Consider the following 14,624-nt stretch of genomic DNA (forward strand, 5'->3'; position numbering starts at 1 on the left):
AAGCGCTGCCTACACCCACCGCAAGACGGCGCATAGTAAAGGGACTGGTAATATTAGGTTTGTTACTTTGCATTGTTGTTAGCTCCACATATTGTTTTATTGTTGTCAGTCTCGGACACTAAGTTAGTTACCAAGCGTACATAATTCAACCACTATTTTTTGTTTATTAGACTATCGTCTACGTTCTTGGGCTGTTTGGGCTGTTTGGGCTGACCCGGAAGTGGCATTTTGAGCGAACATTGTCGCCTTAAATACGAGGGTAGAAGGCTTGATTTTACGGCTCTAACCCCCCAAAGCGGCGATAGAACCCAGCCCCCGGGACAGGCAGCGGGCCGGATGCATTTTCCAGATCGCAGGCCAGGAATTCGTCAGAGCGCGCGTACATTGCGAGGTAAAGGTTTCGGCACAGCTGCTTGGCGCTGCGCCCTTCCCAGTCACTTGGCAATAGCTCGTCAGGCAGAAAAGGGTCGCGCAGCAGTATTTTTCGGTATTCGTGAATCAGCAGAAGCCGTGCGGCCAGACAGTCTTCGGGGCTGAGGTTGTCCTTATGGTTAAGCTCCCGCCATAGCGGGCGGAATTTTTCCAAGAAGCGTTTGTAGCGCAAACCCAGTTCATCCAGATTCCAGCTTTCTTTAACCTGTCTGCGCAGCGCTTTTGAATTGCGCGGTTCTATTGGGTGGGTTTGCATCACAATGGCGTCATCCGATGCGCCCCATTCTTGCAATAACGGGGTTAATTGCTCGGGCTTGAAACGCGGGTGCTGCATGATGGTGGGTGACAGATTGCCAAAGCCCAGCCATTTGAGCTCTTCGCGCACTTTTAGCCGCAGTTCAGGTTCAAGCTGATTCAGTAATGTCAGGCACCAACCGCCGTTCCAGTCGTCGTCACCAATACTGTAAACCTGCTCAAACGCCTGCCGGAAACGCCTGAGGCCGTCCCCGGTTATGCTGTAATAACTGCAGCGACCCACCTTTTCAGCCTGCAACCAGCTTTCTTGCACCAACCGGTAAACCGACGTTCTGACCAGGCGCTCGTTAATGCCCATAGGCGCGACCAGCTTCATCAAGCTGCCTAACCACACATTACCGCCGCGCGGCTGGATAACATCGCCGTAAATGGTAATGATCAGCGAACCTGCACGGACCGGGCGTTGTTGCTGAAATTCCTGTATCAGACTGGCAAGCTGACTTTTTGCTGACATGTTCTTCTCTTAAAGGATTTTCCGGCAGCGTTCGGCGCTATCAGAGTGCTTAATATTGCGAGGAATGAACCTTATCTCTCTGGTGTCATCAGGTAAAGGCGGCGGGCCAGTTCACCATCGAGCACTTTGTGAACATTGAGCACTTTGTGAGCATTCATCTAAACTGATGTTGGCGGTCAAAAAAACAGCGGCCAGTACGGCCGCCGCAGTTGACATCGACGTAATGATACAATATTTTCTAATTACACATATTGTTGGTATCGCATTTGACTGGCACTGTGTTGTGAGCGCTGTTTTTGGAGCAAGATGGCTGCTATATATCATTAATGAGGGAGGCTTTCAGGTGGGGGGATAAGTGATGCGAAAATGCCCAGCTCTGTCTTGAGAACTCGTTGTAATAGTCAGTAAATCAAACGCATAAAAACAAAATGATTCCGGCCTTATTCTGTGGAGAAAAAAACAATGAATGGAACACTGGCTCATTATACGAAGAAATTTTTAGCCATCACAGCAGCTGGACTGTTGGCGATGAGTGCCCAGGCTGCCGATCCCATCCGCATTGGATCTTTTTTATCAGTGACCGGCCCTGCATCCTTTCTGGGTGACCCGGAGCTCAAAACCCTGGAAATGTACGTCGAGAAAATCAATGAAGAAGGCGGGGTACTTGGCCGCCAACTTGAGTTGATCCACTACGATGACGCCGGCAATGCGTCTAAAGCTCGTAACTTCGCGAGCCGGCTGATTCGTTCAGACCGTGTAGATATTATTGTCGGCGGAAGTACAACCGGTGCCACCATGGCCGCTGTGCCGATGATTGAGCAGGCCCAGATTCCTTTCATCTCGCTGGCAGGCGCTACGGTTATTACAACGCCGGTGAAAAAGTGGGTATTCAAAACGCCGCAGTCTGACCGCATGGCAGCAGAGCGTATTTTGGATGATATGAAGTCCCGTGGTTTGACCAAAATTGGTCTGATTTCCGGTACCGGTGGCTTTGGCAGTTCCGGTCGCGAGCAAACCCTTGCGGTGGCCAAGGAGATGGGCACGATTGAAGTGGTTGCGGACGAAACCTACGGTGGCTCAGACACCGACATGACCGCGCAGCTGACCAATATCCGCGGTACCGACGGTGTTCAAACCATTCTGAACTTCGGTTTTGGCCAGGGCCCGGCCATTGTGACCCGTAACTACGCGCAGTTGGGTATTGATCTGCCTTTCTATCAGTCCCACGGTGTTGCCTCTGACGGTTTCCTTGAACTTGCCGGCGACAGCGCCGAAGGTCTGAGGTTGCCCGCATCGCCTTTGCTGGTTCCAGACTCACTGCCGGATTCCGACCTTCAGAAACCGATTGTAGAAGCGTATAAAAGCGAATACGAAGCTCGCTGGAACGCAAAGGTATCTACCTTTGGTGCCTATGCCTATGACGGCCTGATGTTGGCAGTACAAGCCATCGAAAAAGCCGGTACGACAGATAAAGAAGCCGTTCGCGATGCACTTGAAAATATTCAGGGCCACGTAGGCGTAACCGGCACCTACAATATGTCTGCCGATGACCATAACGGCCTTACTGCTGATTCATTCCGCATTCTGGAAGTCCAGAATGGCAGTTGGAAGCTGGTCAACTAAACCTTTCTCATCCGTACCACAGGCCAACTGCCGCCCTTAGGGGCGGTAGTTGGCCGCTGCGCGAGCGGACCCGATTATGTTCTCCGAATTTCTGCAATATCTGTTTACCGGTATCACCATTGGTGCTACTTACGCCCTGATCGCTTTGGGCTTTACCCTTATTTATAACGCCAATCATGTTATCAACTTCGCCCAGGGCGAATTTTTGATGATTGGTGGTATGGCGACCGTGTCTTTAACGGCCATGGGTGTGCCGATGTTGCTTGCCATCGTGTTGGCGGTTGTTCTTGCGGGTCTTATGGGTATTGCCCTGCAGCGCCTGGCGATTGCACCGGCAAAAGATGCGAACGTTGTCACGCTGATCATTATTACCATCGGCGCGTCTATTTTTATCCGTGGTCTGGCTCAATTAGTCTGGGGCAAAAAGTACCACGTGATGCCTAACTTCAGCGGCGACGAACCGATTGAAGTATTTGGCGCTGTACTGAACAGTCAAAGTCTGTGGGTGCTGGGCGTGGGTGCGGTGCTGGTAGCGGTATTGGTGTATTTCTTCACCCGCACCATGACCGGTAAAGCGATTCTTGCCACTTCCATGAACAAAGACGCCGCCCGCCTGGTGGGTATTCGCACCCAGATGGTGCTGATGCTGGCGTTCATGGTGTCTGCACTGCTGGGTTCAATCGCCGGCATTGTGGTCGCTCCTATTACGTTCACTTCTTACGATATTGGCATCATCCTTGGTTTGAAAGGCTTTGTGGCAGCGGCCATTGGCGGCCTGGGCAGTGGTGTGGGCGCCGTTGTGGGTGGTTTGGCGTTGGGCGTGGTTGAGGCCATGGCCGCGGGCTATCTGTCGTCTGATTACAAAGACGCGGTGGCCTTCTCGATGATTCTGCTGGTGTTGTTCTTCATGCCCCGGGGCCTGTTTGGCGCCAAAGTTGTGGAGCGGGTGTGATGGTCGCGAAACTCTCCGAATTCCGTTTGAAGGGCTTGGTGTTTTTGGCCATTGTGGTTTTTGCTTTGCCTTTGTTCATTTCCAACCCGTTTCATTACAGCCTGGCCACGCAAATCGCGTTGATTGCCGGTGCCGTGGTGGGGCTTAACCTGCTAGTAGGCTTTGCCGGCCAAATCAGCCTGGGGCATGCTGGCTTTTTTGGTCTGGGTGCCTATTTCAGCGCGATCATGACCAGTCATTATGGCTGGTCTGCCATACCGGCGCTGATTGTTGGCGCTTTTGGTGTGGGCATTATTGCCTGGGTGGTCGGCCGCCCGATTCTGCGCCTGAAAGGCCATTACCTATCTATGGCAACCCTCGCCGTGGGCTTCATTATTGCCATCATTTTGAATAATGAGCGGGAGATGACGGGTGGGCCGGATGGTATGCCGGTGCCTGCCTTTGATGTGTTTGGCTGGGAGCTTAGCCCATTTGGCCAATACTCCCTGTTTGGCATGGATATCAGCGGTGATCTGGCCTGGTACCTTTTTGCAGGCGTGGTGCTGTTGGTCGCCGTCTGGCTGGCACAGAACCTGATTGACTCGCCTATCGGTCGCGCCTTGCGCTCGGTACACGGCTCAGAGGTGGCAGCCAGCGTGGTGGGTGTTAACACCACGAAGTACAAGAGCCTGGTGTTTGTTATCTCGGCAGTTTACGCCAGCGTAATGGGTGCGCTTTACGCGCATTTTCAGGGCTTTATAACGCCCGCAGTGGCAGGTTTTGAGTTTTCCATTTTGTTGATCACGATGGTGGTGCTGGGCGGCATGGGGTCAACCATAGGGGTGATCATTGGCGCTGTGGTGCTGGAGTTACTGCCGCAAGTGCTGGCTGATTTTCAAGAGTTTGAGATGGTGCTGTTTGGTTTGATTCTGATGCTGACGATGATTTTCATGCCCAAAGGGCTGCTTCCAACGGTGGCTAATTTCCTGGCAAAACGACGCTCAAAGTCCGCCGGAGGTGACGCATGACGGCTCTGGTGGAAGTGAATAACCTGTCCAAGGCGTTTGGCGGTGTGCATGCTGTAGAAGGCGTGAGCTTCGCGGTAGACGCGGGACAAGTGTATTCGGTGATTGGGCCGAATGGCGCTGGCAAAACCACGCTGTTCAACCTGATTACCGGTCTGTATACGCCCACGGGGGGCGACGTAAAGCTGAACGGCGAAAGCATCGCGAAACTGGAGCCCAGCCAGCTCGCAGAGCGAGGTATGTGCCGTACCTTTCAGCAGATGCAGATTTGCATGAATATGTCGGCGATTGAAAACGTGATGCTGGGCCGTCACCTGACCCTGAAAAGCAATCTGCTGACCACGCTTTTCCGCTTGCCGGCGCTGACCCGGGGTGAAAAAGCCGCCCAAGCCAAATCCGCCGAACTGATGGAGTTTGTGGGTTGTGGCGAGTATGTCAATGCTGAAGCTTCGGCAATGCCTTACGGTGCACTGAAACGACTGGAGATTGCCCGCGCGTTGGCGGCAGAGCCGAAAATTATCCTTCTGGATGAGCCCGCAGCTGGCTTGAACGCAGTGGAAACCACCGCATTGGAGGCGTTAATCCGCAAGATTGCCGAGCAGGGCATTACCGTGATGTTGGTAGAGCACGACATGAAGTTGGTAATGAACATTTCCGACCGTTTACTGGTGCTTAATTACGGGCGTGTGCTGGCGGAAGGCACACCGGAACAGATTCGTGCTAATCCGGACGTGATCGCAGCTTACTTGGGCGGTTAAACGGAGCGAGGAATAATGACAATGACACAAACACCGACCAACACGGCGCCTGAAGACAGTTTCAGTGTGCAGGCCATCAGCACCATCGTGCAGGAACACCAGGCCTTGTGGCGCATACTGGATTTGCTGGACCAGCTTCAGCACGATATGAACATCAACGAACAGCAGCCTGATGAAACGCTGTACAACAATATTTTCGACTACATTCAGCACTTCGCCCGACGTGTTCACAGCTCCCCTGCTGAGATCGTGTTGTATCGACTGTTGGGAGAAAAGTCGCCGGAAACCAAGCCGCTGCTAGACAAGCTCGCTCATGGTTACGTAATTGGTGACCAGAAAATCAACGAGCTGCGTCATCTGTTGATGGTGTGCATGGAGCGCTGGCCCGACGGCCGTGAGGAATTTAGCCATGCGCTGGCACGGTTTACTGAAGCCTTGCGCAAGCACATTAAAAAAGAGGAAGGCGTGGTTATCCCGCGGGCGCGCAAGCTCCTCAGTGAAGACGACTGGCGCCTGATTACCGAATCCCGTGACCAGGCCAATGATCCGCTGTTTGGCGAGCGGGTGCGGTATGAGTTCCGTGAGCTGCGGCACCGTATCGTGAGTTACACACCGGAGCGCCTGGGTGGCCTGGGGTTGCGTCACGCGCCACGCCGAACTGCGCAGCACGCTGCCGAGGAGATGCTCACGATCAAGGGCCTGAAGACCTCCTACGGCCAGATTGAAGCACTCCATGGCGTTGATATCCGCATCAACAGCGGTGAGATTGTGTCACTGGTGGGCGCCAACGGTGCCGGCAAGTCCACATTGCTGATGACCATTTCCGGGCTGCAACCGACAGACGCCGGCAGCATCACCTTTGAAGGCAAAGATCTGCTAAAGATACCGACCGATCAGCGGGTTGCCAACGGCATCGTGCAGGTGCCTGAAGGCCGCCAGGTGTTCAAAGATCTGAGCGTTGAAGATAACTTGCTATTGGGCGCTTATACCCGTGGCCGTAGCCCCGAAGTGGAAGACGACATCGAGCGCATGTACGAGAAGTTTCCCATACTGCGCCAGAAACGCCGCAACCTGGCGGGCGAACTGTCTGGCGGCCAGCAGCAGATGCTGGCCATGGGCCGGGCGCTGATGGCAAAGCCCAGACTGTTGCTGCTAGACGAGCCCAGCATGGGGCTTGCACCGCTGATTATTGAAGAAATTTTCAATATCATCAAAGAGCTCAAAAACGAAGGCATGACCATCTTTTTGGTAGAGCAGAACGCCTCCCAGGCGCTGGCGCTGGCCGATCGAGGCTATGTACTGGAAACGGGCCGCGTAGTGGTGGAAGGTTCTGGCCGTGAGTTGTTGAGCAACGAGAAAGTGCGCGAGGCTTATTTGGGTATGTAAGGCCCTGACCAGCCGGCCAGAATAGGAATATACACGACCATTAGCAGCACGCTGATCAACCCCAGCAAGTAAGGGATGATTGCCCGAGTGATGCGCTCCAAAGGCAGCTGAGTGATCGAGGACGCCACATAAAGGTTGATCGCTACCGGTGGGGTGATCATTCCGATCGCCAACCCGACCACGATGATCAGGCCAAAATGAATCGGGTCAATGCCCAGTTGAAGCACCAGCGGCAGCAAAACCGGCGTTAGAATAATCAATGCGCTGGCCGTCTCGAGAAATACACCGGTCAGCAGGATTATGCCCACCACTAACAGCATGATCACGTAAGGGTTGGCGGAGATAGACAGCACCGCTTCAGCAATAGCGCCGGGCACCTGCCAGCTGGATAGCGTCCAGCTCAGCACCGCCGAGGTGGCGATCACAAGCATGATCACCGAGGTGGTAATTGCCGAGCGAATCAAAATGCGATACACATCGCTTAGCTTGAGGTCGCGGTAAATGAACAGCGAGACCAGCAACGCGTAGTTGACAGCCACCACCGCGGCTTCACTGGGCGTGAAGATTCCCGAGAATATGCCTCCCAGAATGATGACTGGCGTCATCAGCCCCCAACTCGCGCTTTTTAATGTGCGCCAGATGGTGGCCAGGGAGAAAGGCGTGCCTTTGGGATACTGGCGCTTGTAGGCTTGGGTAATGGCAATTGCCATCAGCCCCATCCCCATGGCTAGCCCTGGCAAAAAGCCGTTCAGGAACAGCTCAGATACCGATTGCTGGGCAATTACTGCATAAATAATCATGGGCACGGACGGCGGGATGACCACTCCGATTGTACCGCTTGCGGCAATCAGGCTGGCAGCAGACGCGGGGTCATAACCTTTTTTGCGTAACTCCGGCACCAGACTTGCTCCCACCGCCGCTGTGGTCGCCGCCCCGGAGCCTGAAATTGCTGCGAAGAACATTCCTGCCATCACCGACACGACCGATAAGCCTCCCCGTAGAAAGCCGAACAGAGAGTTGGCAAAGTTGACGAGCCTCTCGCTCACTTTGCCTTGAGCCATCAGGTCGCCGGCCAGTATGAACATGGGAATGGCCACCAAGGCAAAAGAATTGATGCCCTGAAACATCTGCTGGGTAACCACCATCAAAGGGACCCCAGCCTGGCTGAGCGCGATCATGGTGCTGGCACCGATCGCCAGGGCAATAGGTATACCGAGCAGCATCAGCGCGAAGAACAGACCGAACAGCAGCAGCGTCATGGAACGGGTTCCTCACGCTCGCCATCTATTAAAAGCTCCAACAGATCGACCAAAGCGTACCAACTCATCACGGCCGCGCAGAGCGGAATCACGGCGTAAACGTAGGTCATAGAGAGCCTTAACGAGGCAGATTTCTGAAAGCTCTGAACTTGCATATAACGATAGCCGATCACTACCAGTGCCACCATAAAGGCCAATACCGCCAGGGTGCCGGCAATGCGCGCGGCTTGTCGCAGGCGCACGGGCAGAGCGTCTACGGCAAATGTTACGGCGATGTGCCGGCCACGCTGAAAAGCCAGGGTGCCTGCAAAAAAAGTGATCCACACCAACAGAAAACGAGCGACTTCTTCGGTCCAGCCGACTGCGCTGAACATCACTCGGGAGATAATCTGCAGGGTAATCACCCCAATCAGCGCCGCCATGCCCGCAAAGACCAAGGGTTGGATGATCGCATCCAGCCCTTGCTCAATTCGCTTTAGTGGCTTTAAAAGCGATTGGGTTGTGATGGTCACTTACTTGAGCGCCTCCAGAATACGTGGCAGGTAATCACCGAACTGTTCAGCGTACTTCTCATATACTGGCACTACGGCGGCTTGAAACGCCTTTATATCTGGAGTGTCGTTAATCTGCATGCCGGCTTCGCGCAGTTCAGCCAGTTGCTGGGATTCCATCTCGGCGTTTACCCGGCGCTCATGTTCGGCGGCTTCCTGGGCGGCCTGGACGACCACAGCCTGTGCCGCTTCTGGAAGCTTGTTCCAGACCGGCATACCCATCACGAAGATGGCCGGGGCGTAGGTATGCCGTGAGAGGGTCATATAATCCTGGGTTTCGTAGAGCTTGAAGGAATGAATGACATTGGCGGGATTTTCTTGTCCATCAATGGTGTTTTGCTGCATGGCGGTCAAGGCTTCCGTCCACGCCATCGGAATGGCGTTGGCACCCAATGCGCGGAAGGTGTCCACATACACCGGATTTTCCATTACGCGAATACGCAGGCCTTTTATGTCTTCTGGTGTGTTGACCGGGCGCTCGCTGTTGGTCAAATTACGAAAGCCGCGTTCGGCGTAGGCCAGACCTTTCAGGTTGACCTCGGAAAGCTTGTCGAGCAGTTCCTGACCAATGGGGCCGTCGAGCACATCGTAAGCGGCTTGCGGTGAAGGAAACAAAAACGGCAGCTCAAAAACCGCCATTTCTTCGACAAAGTTAGCGACCGGGCCGTTAGTGATCACGCCCATATCAACGGTGCCAATTTGCATACCTTCCAGCAGGGTGCGCTCGTCACCTAGCGAAGCGTTAGGATAAAGTTCGATGTTCACCGCACCTTCGGTTCGCTCTGCTACCAAATCCTGAAATTTGACGGCTGCAATATGAAAGCCATCCTGTTCATTGACCACGTGAGCCAAGCGCAGAGTAATCGGATCCATGTTGGTAAATTCAGACGCAAAAACCGTACTACCCAACGATAGGGAAAGGCCAAGCACCAGTGTATTCAACGCGAGTTTTTTCATTGTAGTTATCCTCAAGTGTTGATGCGTCCGGAAGGATGTGCCAGAGTGGCGCAGTTTAAAGCCCAGCGTCCAATGATACAAAAAAACCGCCAGAGCTGAACGCTGCTGGCGGTTTTTTTATGGCCGGATAAGCTACTCCGGCTTTTTCGCAACCAGGGTCAAAATGTCATAGCTGGCAACCAGCACGTCGTCTTGATTGGTGACCTGAACATCCCACACCACCACGCCTTGTGGATGGCCATCTGGTGACATCCGGCCCTGATCAATCTTGCGTTTGCAGGTAAGGCGGGCACGAATGGTATCGCCCGGTGCTACCGGTTCGATAAAGCGCAGGGTGTCCAGGCCGTAGTTCGCCAACACCGGGCCTTCGCCTGGATACACGAACAGACCTGCTGCAGCAGACAGCACAAAATAGCCGTGTGCAATACGCTTGCCGAACTGGCTTTCGCGGGCCGCGATTTCATCAAAGTGCATGTAGAAGTGGTCGCCGGACAAACAGCCAAAGTTCACCAGATCTGCTTCGGTGACGGTACGGCGGTGTGTTAGCAGCGATTCACAAATCTGCAGGTCTTCGAAAGGACGGCGGAACGGATGCACGTCGTTTTCAATCAGCTTGGCACCGCGAACGTATTCGCCGGTGACCGCTGCCAGCATGGTGGGCGAGCCCTGAATAGCTGTGCGCTGCAGGTAGTGATGCACCGCGCGAATGCCACCGAGTTCTTCACCGCCACCAGCACGACCTGGGCCGCCGTGTTTCAACATGGGCAGGGGAGAACCGTGGCCGGTGGATTCTTTTGCCGCTTCCGCGTCCAGCAGGTGCAGGCGGCCGTGATAGGCGGCCAGTGCCGGTGCCAGTTTGGCAATGATCGCAGGATCACGGGTGGTGACTGTGGTCACCAGTGAGCCGCGGCCCTTGGCGACCAGTTCCACCATGTCGTCCAGGGTGTTGTAGGGAATAATGGTGGCAACCGGGCCGAAGGCCTCAATGTCGTGGGCACCACAACCGTTTTCCGGGTTACGGCACAGCAGCAGGTGCGGTTCGATAAACGCGCCTTTGTCGGTGCCCTCGCCGGTGGGCTTGAAACTGCCGTCTCCGCCGATCACCAGTTCGCTGGTTTTCAGCAGTTCCTGGATGTTGGCTTTCACGTCTTCCAGTTGATCCATGGACGCCAGAGCACCCATGCGCACGCCTTCAACGGAAGGGTCGCCGACGGTAATCTTCAGCAGCCGTTCTTTAAGCTTATTGCACACGGCTTGCACTTGGTTTTGTGGAACCATAACCCGGCGAATCGCGGTGCACTTCTGGCCGGCTTTAGCGGTCATTTCGCGGCCGATTTCACGTACAAACAGATCGAATTCTTCGTGTTCCGGGGTAACATCCGGGGCCAGAACCGCGCTGTTCAGCGAGTCGGCTTCGGCGTTGAACGGAATCGAGCGCTGGACAATGTTTGGGTGGTTACGCAACATGCGTGCGGTTTTTGCCGAACCGGTAAACGTCACCACATCCTGCTCTTGCAGGTGCTCGAACAGGTCGCCGGTACTGCCTATGATCAGCTGCAGGCTGCCCTCTGGCAAAGCACCGGATTCGTGCATCAGGCGCACGGCCAGTTCGGTTACGTAGCAAGTGGAGGTGGCCGGCTTAACAATGGAAGGCATACCCGCCAGAAAGGTTGGCGCAAACTTTTCCAGCATACCCCACACCGGGAAGTTGTAGGCGTTGATGTGCAGGGCAACACCACCACGGGGCACCAGAATGTGGGTGCCGGCGAAGTGGTTGTTTTTGCCCAACTGCGTTACCGGGCCTTCGTGCACTACGTTGCCAGACGGCAGCTCGCGGCGGCCCATACTGGCGTAGGAAAACATAGTGCCAAAACCGCCGTCGATGTCGAAGCCGTTATCCGCTTTGCTGGAACCGGTGTGCATAGACATCGCGTACAGCTCTTTCTTGTGCTCCTGCAGGTACATCGCCATGGCTTTGAGCGCCAGAGCACGTTCCTGGAAATCCATGGCCAGCAGGTTTTTGCCACCGACTTTGCGGCCGTATTCCGCGGCTTCTTTGAAGTCCAGGGTGTCGTCGTGCGTGTGCGCCACGATCTCGCCGTTGATGGCGCTGGGAAGGGCTTTGGCCTGCCGTTCACCAACCCACTTACCGGAAATAAAGCTTTTAAGAACTGACATTTATGAAAACTCCAGAATTACATTTCGTCGTAGTCAAGAACGACCTTGTCGCTGACGGGGTAGCACTGGCATGACAACACGTAGCCTGCTGCCACTTCGTAATCCTCTAGCGCAAAGTTCTGGTCCATTTCCACTTCGCCCTCAATGACCTTGGCGCGGCAGGTTGAACACACGCCGGCTTGGCACGAGTAGGGCAGGTCGGCGCCTTCGTCGTTACCTGCCTGAAGAATGCTCTTGGTATCGCGCACCAGGTCGAAAGTCAGGGAGCGGCCATCGGCTTTTACCGTAACAACGCTGACAGCTTGCAGGTCGACTTTGGTTTCAGCGCGGTCTTTGCGTGCCTTAGGCACACCACCGGCGGGCGTAAAGAGTTCGTAGTGAACTTTCGATTTGTCCATGCCGTGGCGCGCCAGTGAATCGCGCACGGTTTCGGTCATCATCTGGGGGCCGCAAAGAAAGGCAGCGGTCAGGTTCTTGGCGTCGATCCAGTGGTCGAACAACCGGTCGCACTTGTCTGAGTCAATGCGGCCGTTGTAAAGATCGATATCCTGTTCTTCGCGGGTGAAGATGTACACCAGATTGAAACGGGTCATGTATTCGTTTTTCAGATCCTGCAGATGGTCACGGAACATGGTGCTGCTGGTGCCTTTGTTGCCGTAGAACAGGGTGAACTCGCTTCTGGGCTCGGTTTCCAGAGTGGTTTTAATAATGGACAGAATAGGCGTGATGCCACTGCCGGCGGCGACCGCCAGGTAGTTGCCTTTCCTCTCTGGGTCCAGCTCAACGGAGAAATGGCCTTGCGGCGGCATAACGTCCAGAACGGATCCGGGCTTCAAAAGGTCGTTAGCAAAACTGGAAAATACGCCACCGGGTACACGTTTGATGGCAATACGCAGTTCTTGATCATTCACGCTGGAACAAATGGAGTAGGTGCGGCGCACTTCTTCGCCGTCTACTTTAGTGCGCACCACCAGGTGCTGACCCTGCTTGTACTTGAATTTTTCTGCCACGTCGGTAGGCAGGTCAAAGCTCAGGGATACGGCGTTTCTTGTTTCCGGCCTGACCTCTTTGAGGGCCAGTGAGTAGAATTTATTCATGGCGTATCGGCTCTATATGCATTTGAAATAGTCGAAGGGTTCAAGGCAGTCGCGGCAGCGGTAAAGCGCCTTGCAGGCTGTAGAACCGAATTCGCTGACTCGTTCGGTGTGCTTACTGTCACAAAATGGGCAGGTGATGACTTCGTTAGCGCCCAGCAGGCTCATTTTGCTGGCATTACCCTGGGGCGGTGCTATGCCATATACCCGGAGTTTTTCCCGGCCCACGTCCGTTATCCAGTCTGTACTCCAGGCTGGGGTTAACACGCGATTAATGTGTGGGTCGCGGATGCCAGCGGCGCGCAAGGCTTCGGCAATCAGTTCTTCGATCAGCTCGGTGGCAGGGCAACCGGAGTAGGTGGGCGTGACATCAATACTCAGATGTTTGCCGTCCCAACTCAGGGCGCGAATAATCCCCAGCTCTATCACGCTGACAGCGGGCACTTCCGGATCTTTGACGTTATCCAGCAGTGCCCAGATTGCGTCTTCTGTCAGCAGTTCGGGGTGGGCTTTGGCCGGTACCCGGTCGCTGGCAATCAGCAGGTCTACAGACGATGGTTCACGTTCATTCACCGGATGTGCTCCCTTTAACAAAAAGACTTACCAGGTGGTCGCATCCGGGTAGGCGCGAGGCAAAAACTGCATCTCGGCCAGGATAAACCCCAGGTGTTCGGTGTGAACGCCGCTTTTGCCGCCCATATACATCCAGGCGTCTTCCGCGCCAGTTTTCAGGGTGGCTTGGGCTGCCACTTCGCGCACCATGCCAAACCAGTCTTGCTTCAGTTTCTCTGGATCCGGGCCAATGCCGGCCTTGAACATGGCGTGATCTGTTTCGTCTGGCGTCACCAGTTCGCCAGTGAAGCGCCACAGCAGATCAAACGCTTCCTGAATGCGGCGGTGGCTTTCTTCGGTACCGTCGCCCATGCGCTTGACCCACTCTGACGAGCGGCGCAAGTGATAGGTGGCTTCTTTGACGGCTTTCGCGGCGATGTTAGCAATGCGCTCATCGCTGGCATTTACCAAGTTTTTCAGAATGAAGTAGTGCCACACGTCGAAGAAAAACTGGCGCGCCATGGTGACTGCGTAGTCTTCATTCGGCTGCTCAACCAATAGTAGGTTGCGATAGTCGAGAGCGTCCCGCAGGAAGCACAGTTTGTCGGCGTCACGGCCGTCGTCAATCAGTTCGGCGGCGTACTCGTACCAGTTGCGCGCTTGGCCAACCAAGTCTAACCCGACGTTCATTATGGCCATTTCTTCTTCTATCGCCGGGGCTTTGCCACACAGTTCGCAAAGGCGCTGGCTTAGAATCATGTCGGAATCCGCCAGGCGGAGCAGATAATCCTGCAGAGCTTTTTGTTCAGTCATGGGTCGCTCCTCACATGTGTCCGACTTCGTCTGGCAGTTTGTAGAAAGACGCGTGTCGATACACTTTGTCTTCTGCCGGATCGAACAGAATCTCTTTCTCGTCTGAGGCAGAGGCCGTGATGGTGTCAGAAGGAACCACCCAGATGCTCACGCCTTCGCTGCGACGGGTGTACAGATCACGGGCGTTTTCCATGGCCATTTCATTGTCAGCAGCGTGCACGCTGCCCACATGTTTGTGGTTAAGGCCATGCTTGCTGCGCACGAAAACTTCGTAAAGGCGCCATTCAGACATAATT

Annotated in this window: 14 protein-coding genes and 1 pseudogene; 6 read left to right on the plus strand and 9 right to left on the minus strand. The window is 54.6% G+C overall.

Features of this window, described 5'->3' with window-relative positions:
- Positions 1-274: 274 nt before the first annotated feature.
- The gene (paaX, locus tag MELB17_RS06335; RefSeq protein WP_007349337.1) at positions 275-1,201 is read right to left on the minus strand and encodes a phenylacetic acid degradation operon negative regulatory protein PaaX; all 927 of its coding nucleotides are present in this window, start codon (positions 1,199-1,201) and stop codon (positions 275-277) included.
- A 462-nt stretch (positions 1,202-1,663) separates the two neighbouring features.
- Here paaX and MELB17_RS06345 point away from each other — a divergent pair, with 462 nt between their 5' ends.
- The 6 genes and pseudogenes from MELB17_RS06345 to MELB17_RS25440 all read left to right on the plus strand — a co-directional run bounded on the left by MELB17_RS06345 (position 1,664) and on the right by MELB17_RS25440 (position 6,924).
- Complete coding sequence (locus MELB17_RS06345) at positions 1,664-2,824, plus strand: ABC transporter substrate-binding protein (protein ID WP_007349339.1); 1,161 nt, start codon at positions 1,664-1,666, stop codon at positions 2,822-2,824.
- Positions 2,825-2,900: 76 nt separating this feature from the next.
- On the plus strand, positions 2,901-3,776 hold the full coding sequence (locus MELB17_RS06350) for a branched-chain amino acid ABC transporter permease (RefSeq protein ID WP_007349340.1): 876 nt from the start codon (positions 2,901-2,903) through the stop codon (positions 3,774-3,776).
- On the plus strand, positions 3,776-4,783 hold the full coding sequence (locus MELB17_RS06355) for a branched-chain amino acid ABC transporter permease (protein ID WP_007349341.1): 1,008 nt from the start codon (positions 3,776-3,778) through the stop codon (positions 4,781-4,783). Before MELB17_RS06350 ends, MELB17_RS06355 begins: the two co-directional genes overlap by 1 nt.
- A complete protein-coding gene (locus MELB17_RS06360) occupies positions 4,780-5,538 on the plus strand; it encodes an ABC transporter ATP-binding protein (protein ID WP_007349342.1) in 759 nt (252 codons plus the stop codon). The genes MELB17_RS06355 and MELB17_RS06360 overlap by 4 nt, the downstream gene beginning before the upstream one ends.
- Positions 5,539-5,559: 21 nt before the next feature.
- Positions 5,560-6,009: pseudogene (locus MELB17_RS25435) on the plus strand (hemerythrin domain-containing protein); the annotation flags it as partial.
- A gap of 210 nt (positions 6,010-6,219) precedes the next feature.
- The gene (locus tag MELB17_RS25440) at positions 6,220-6,924 is read left to right on the plus strand and encodes an ABC transporter ATP-binding protein (protein WP_007349343.1); all 705 of its coding nucleotides are present in this window, start codon (positions 6,220-6,222) and stop codon (positions 6,922-6,924) included.
- Here the strand turns inward: MELB17_RS25440 and MELB17_RS06370 are convergent.
- From MELB17_RS06370 to paaB, 8 genes are all read right to left on the minus strand, one after another.
- Positions 6,909-8,183 carry a TRAP transporter large permease gene (locus MELB17_RS06370; protein WP_007349344.1) on the minus strand — a complete coding sequence of 425 codons (1,275 nt, stop codon included), beginning with the start codon at positions 8,181-8,183 and terminating at the stop codon, positions 6,909-6,911. The two genes, MELB17_RS25440 and MELB17_RS06370, sit on opposite strands and share 16 nt — an antisense overlap.
- Positions 8,180-8,695 carry a TRAP transporter small permease gene (locus MELB17_RS06375; RefSeq protein WP_007349345.1) on the minus strand — a complete coding sequence of 172 codons (516 nt, stop codon included), beginning with the start codon at positions 8,693-8,695 and terminating at the stop codon, positions 8,180-8,182. Before MELB17_RS06375 ends, MELB17_RS06370 begins: the two co-directional genes overlap by 4 nt.
- Positions 8,696-9,691 (minus strand): TRAP transporter substrate-binding protein, encoded by a 996-nt coding sequence (locus MELB17_RS06380; RefSeq protein WP_007349346.1) that lies wholly within the window; start codon positions 9,689-9,691, stop codon positions 8,696-8,698.
- A 132-nt stretch (positions 9,692-9,823) separates the two neighbouring features.
- On the minus strand, positions 9,824-11,869 hold the full coding sequence (gene paaZ, locus MELB17_RS06385; RefSeq protein ID WP_007349347.1) for a phenylacetic acid degradation bifunctional protein PaaZ: 2,046 nt from the start codon (positions 11,867-11,869) through the stop codon (positions 9,824-9,826).
- Between the two features lie 17 nt (positions 11,870-11,886).
- On the minus strand, positions 11,887-12,966 hold the full coding sequence (gene paaE, locus MELB17_RS06390; RefSeq protein ID WP_007349348.1) for a 1,2-phenylacetyl-CoA epoxidase subunit PaaE: 1,080 nt from the start codon (positions 12,964-12,966) through the stop codon (positions 11,887-11,889).
- Between the two features lie 12 nt (positions 12,967-12,978).
- A complete protein-coding gene (paaD, locus tag MELB17_RS06395; protein ID WP_007349349.1) occupies positions 12,979-13,536 on the minus strand; it encodes a 1,2-phenylacetyl-CoA epoxidase subunit PaaD in 558 nt (185 codons plus the stop codon).
- Positions 13,537-13,563: 27 nt separating this feature from the next.
- On the minus strand, positions 13,564-14,328 hold the full coding sequence (gene paaC / locus MELB17_RS06400; protein WP_007349350.1) for a 1,2-phenylacetyl-CoA epoxidase subunit PaaC: 765 nt from the start codon (positions 14,326-14,328) through the stop codon (positions 13,564-13,566).
- A gap of 10 nt (positions 14,329-14,338) precedes the next feature.
- On the minus strand, positions 14,339-14,620 hold the full coding sequence (gene paaB, locus MELB17_RS06405) for a 1,2-phenylacetyl-CoA epoxidase subunit PaaB (protein ID WP_007349351.1): 282 nt from the start codon (positions 14,618-14,620) through the stop codon (positions 14,339-14,341).
- Between the last annotated feature and the right edge of the window lie 4 nt (positions 14,621-14,624).

Origin of the sequence: Marinobacter sp. ELB17 (assembly GCF_000169375.1) — a bacterium.
GTDB lineage: Bacteria > Pseudomonadota > Gammaproteobacteria > Pseudomonadales > Oleiphilaceae > Marinobacter.

Coding starts and splice junctions, on each gene's coding strand:
- MELB17_RS06370 (WP_007349344.1), bottom strand. CDS start 8,183: ATGACGCTGCTGCTGTTCGGTCTGTTCTTCGCGCTGATGCTGCTCGGT.
- paaX (WP_007349337.1), bottom strand. CDS start 1,201: ATGTCAGCAAAAAGTCAGCTTGCCAGTCTGATACAGGAATTTCAGCAA.
- paaC (WP_007349350.1), bottom strand. CDS start 14,328: ATGACTGAACAAAAAGCTCTGCAGGATTATCTGCTCCGCCTGGCGGAT.
- MELB17_RS25440 (WP_007349343.1), top strand. CDS start 6,220: ATGCTCACGATCAAGGGCCTGAAGACCTCCTACGGCCAGATTGAAGCA.
- paaB (WP_007349351.1), bottom strand. CDS start 14,620: ATGTCTGAATGGCGCCTTTACGAAGTTTTCGTGCGCAGCAAGCATGGC.
- MELB17_RS06345 (WP_007349339.1), top strand. CDS start 1,664: ATGAATGGAACACTGGCTCATTATACGAAGAAATTTTTAGCCATCACA.
- paaZ (WP_007349347.1), bottom strand. CDS start 11,869: ATGTCAGTTCTTAAAAGCTTTATTTCCGGTAAGTGGGTTGGTGAACGG.
- MELB17_RS06355 (WP_007349341.1), top strand. CDS start 3,776: ATGGTCGCGAAACTCTCCGAATTCCGTTTGAAGGGCTTGGTGTTTTTG.
- MELB17_RS06380 (WP_007349346.1), bottom strand. CDS start 9,691: ATGAAAAAACTCGCGTTGAATACACTGGTGCTTGGCCTTTCCCTATCG.
- MELB17_RS06360 (WP_007349342.1), top strand. CDS start 4,780: ATGACGGCTCTGGTGGAAGTGAATAACCTGTCCAAGGCGTTTGGCGGT.
- paaE (WP_007349348.1), bottom strand. CDS start 12,966: ATGAATAAATTCTACTCACTGGCCCTCAAAGAGGTCAGGCCGGAAACA.
- MELB17_RS06350 (WP_007349340.1), top strand. CDS start 2,901: ATGTTCTCCGAATTTCTGCAATATCTGTTTACCGGTATCACCATTGGT.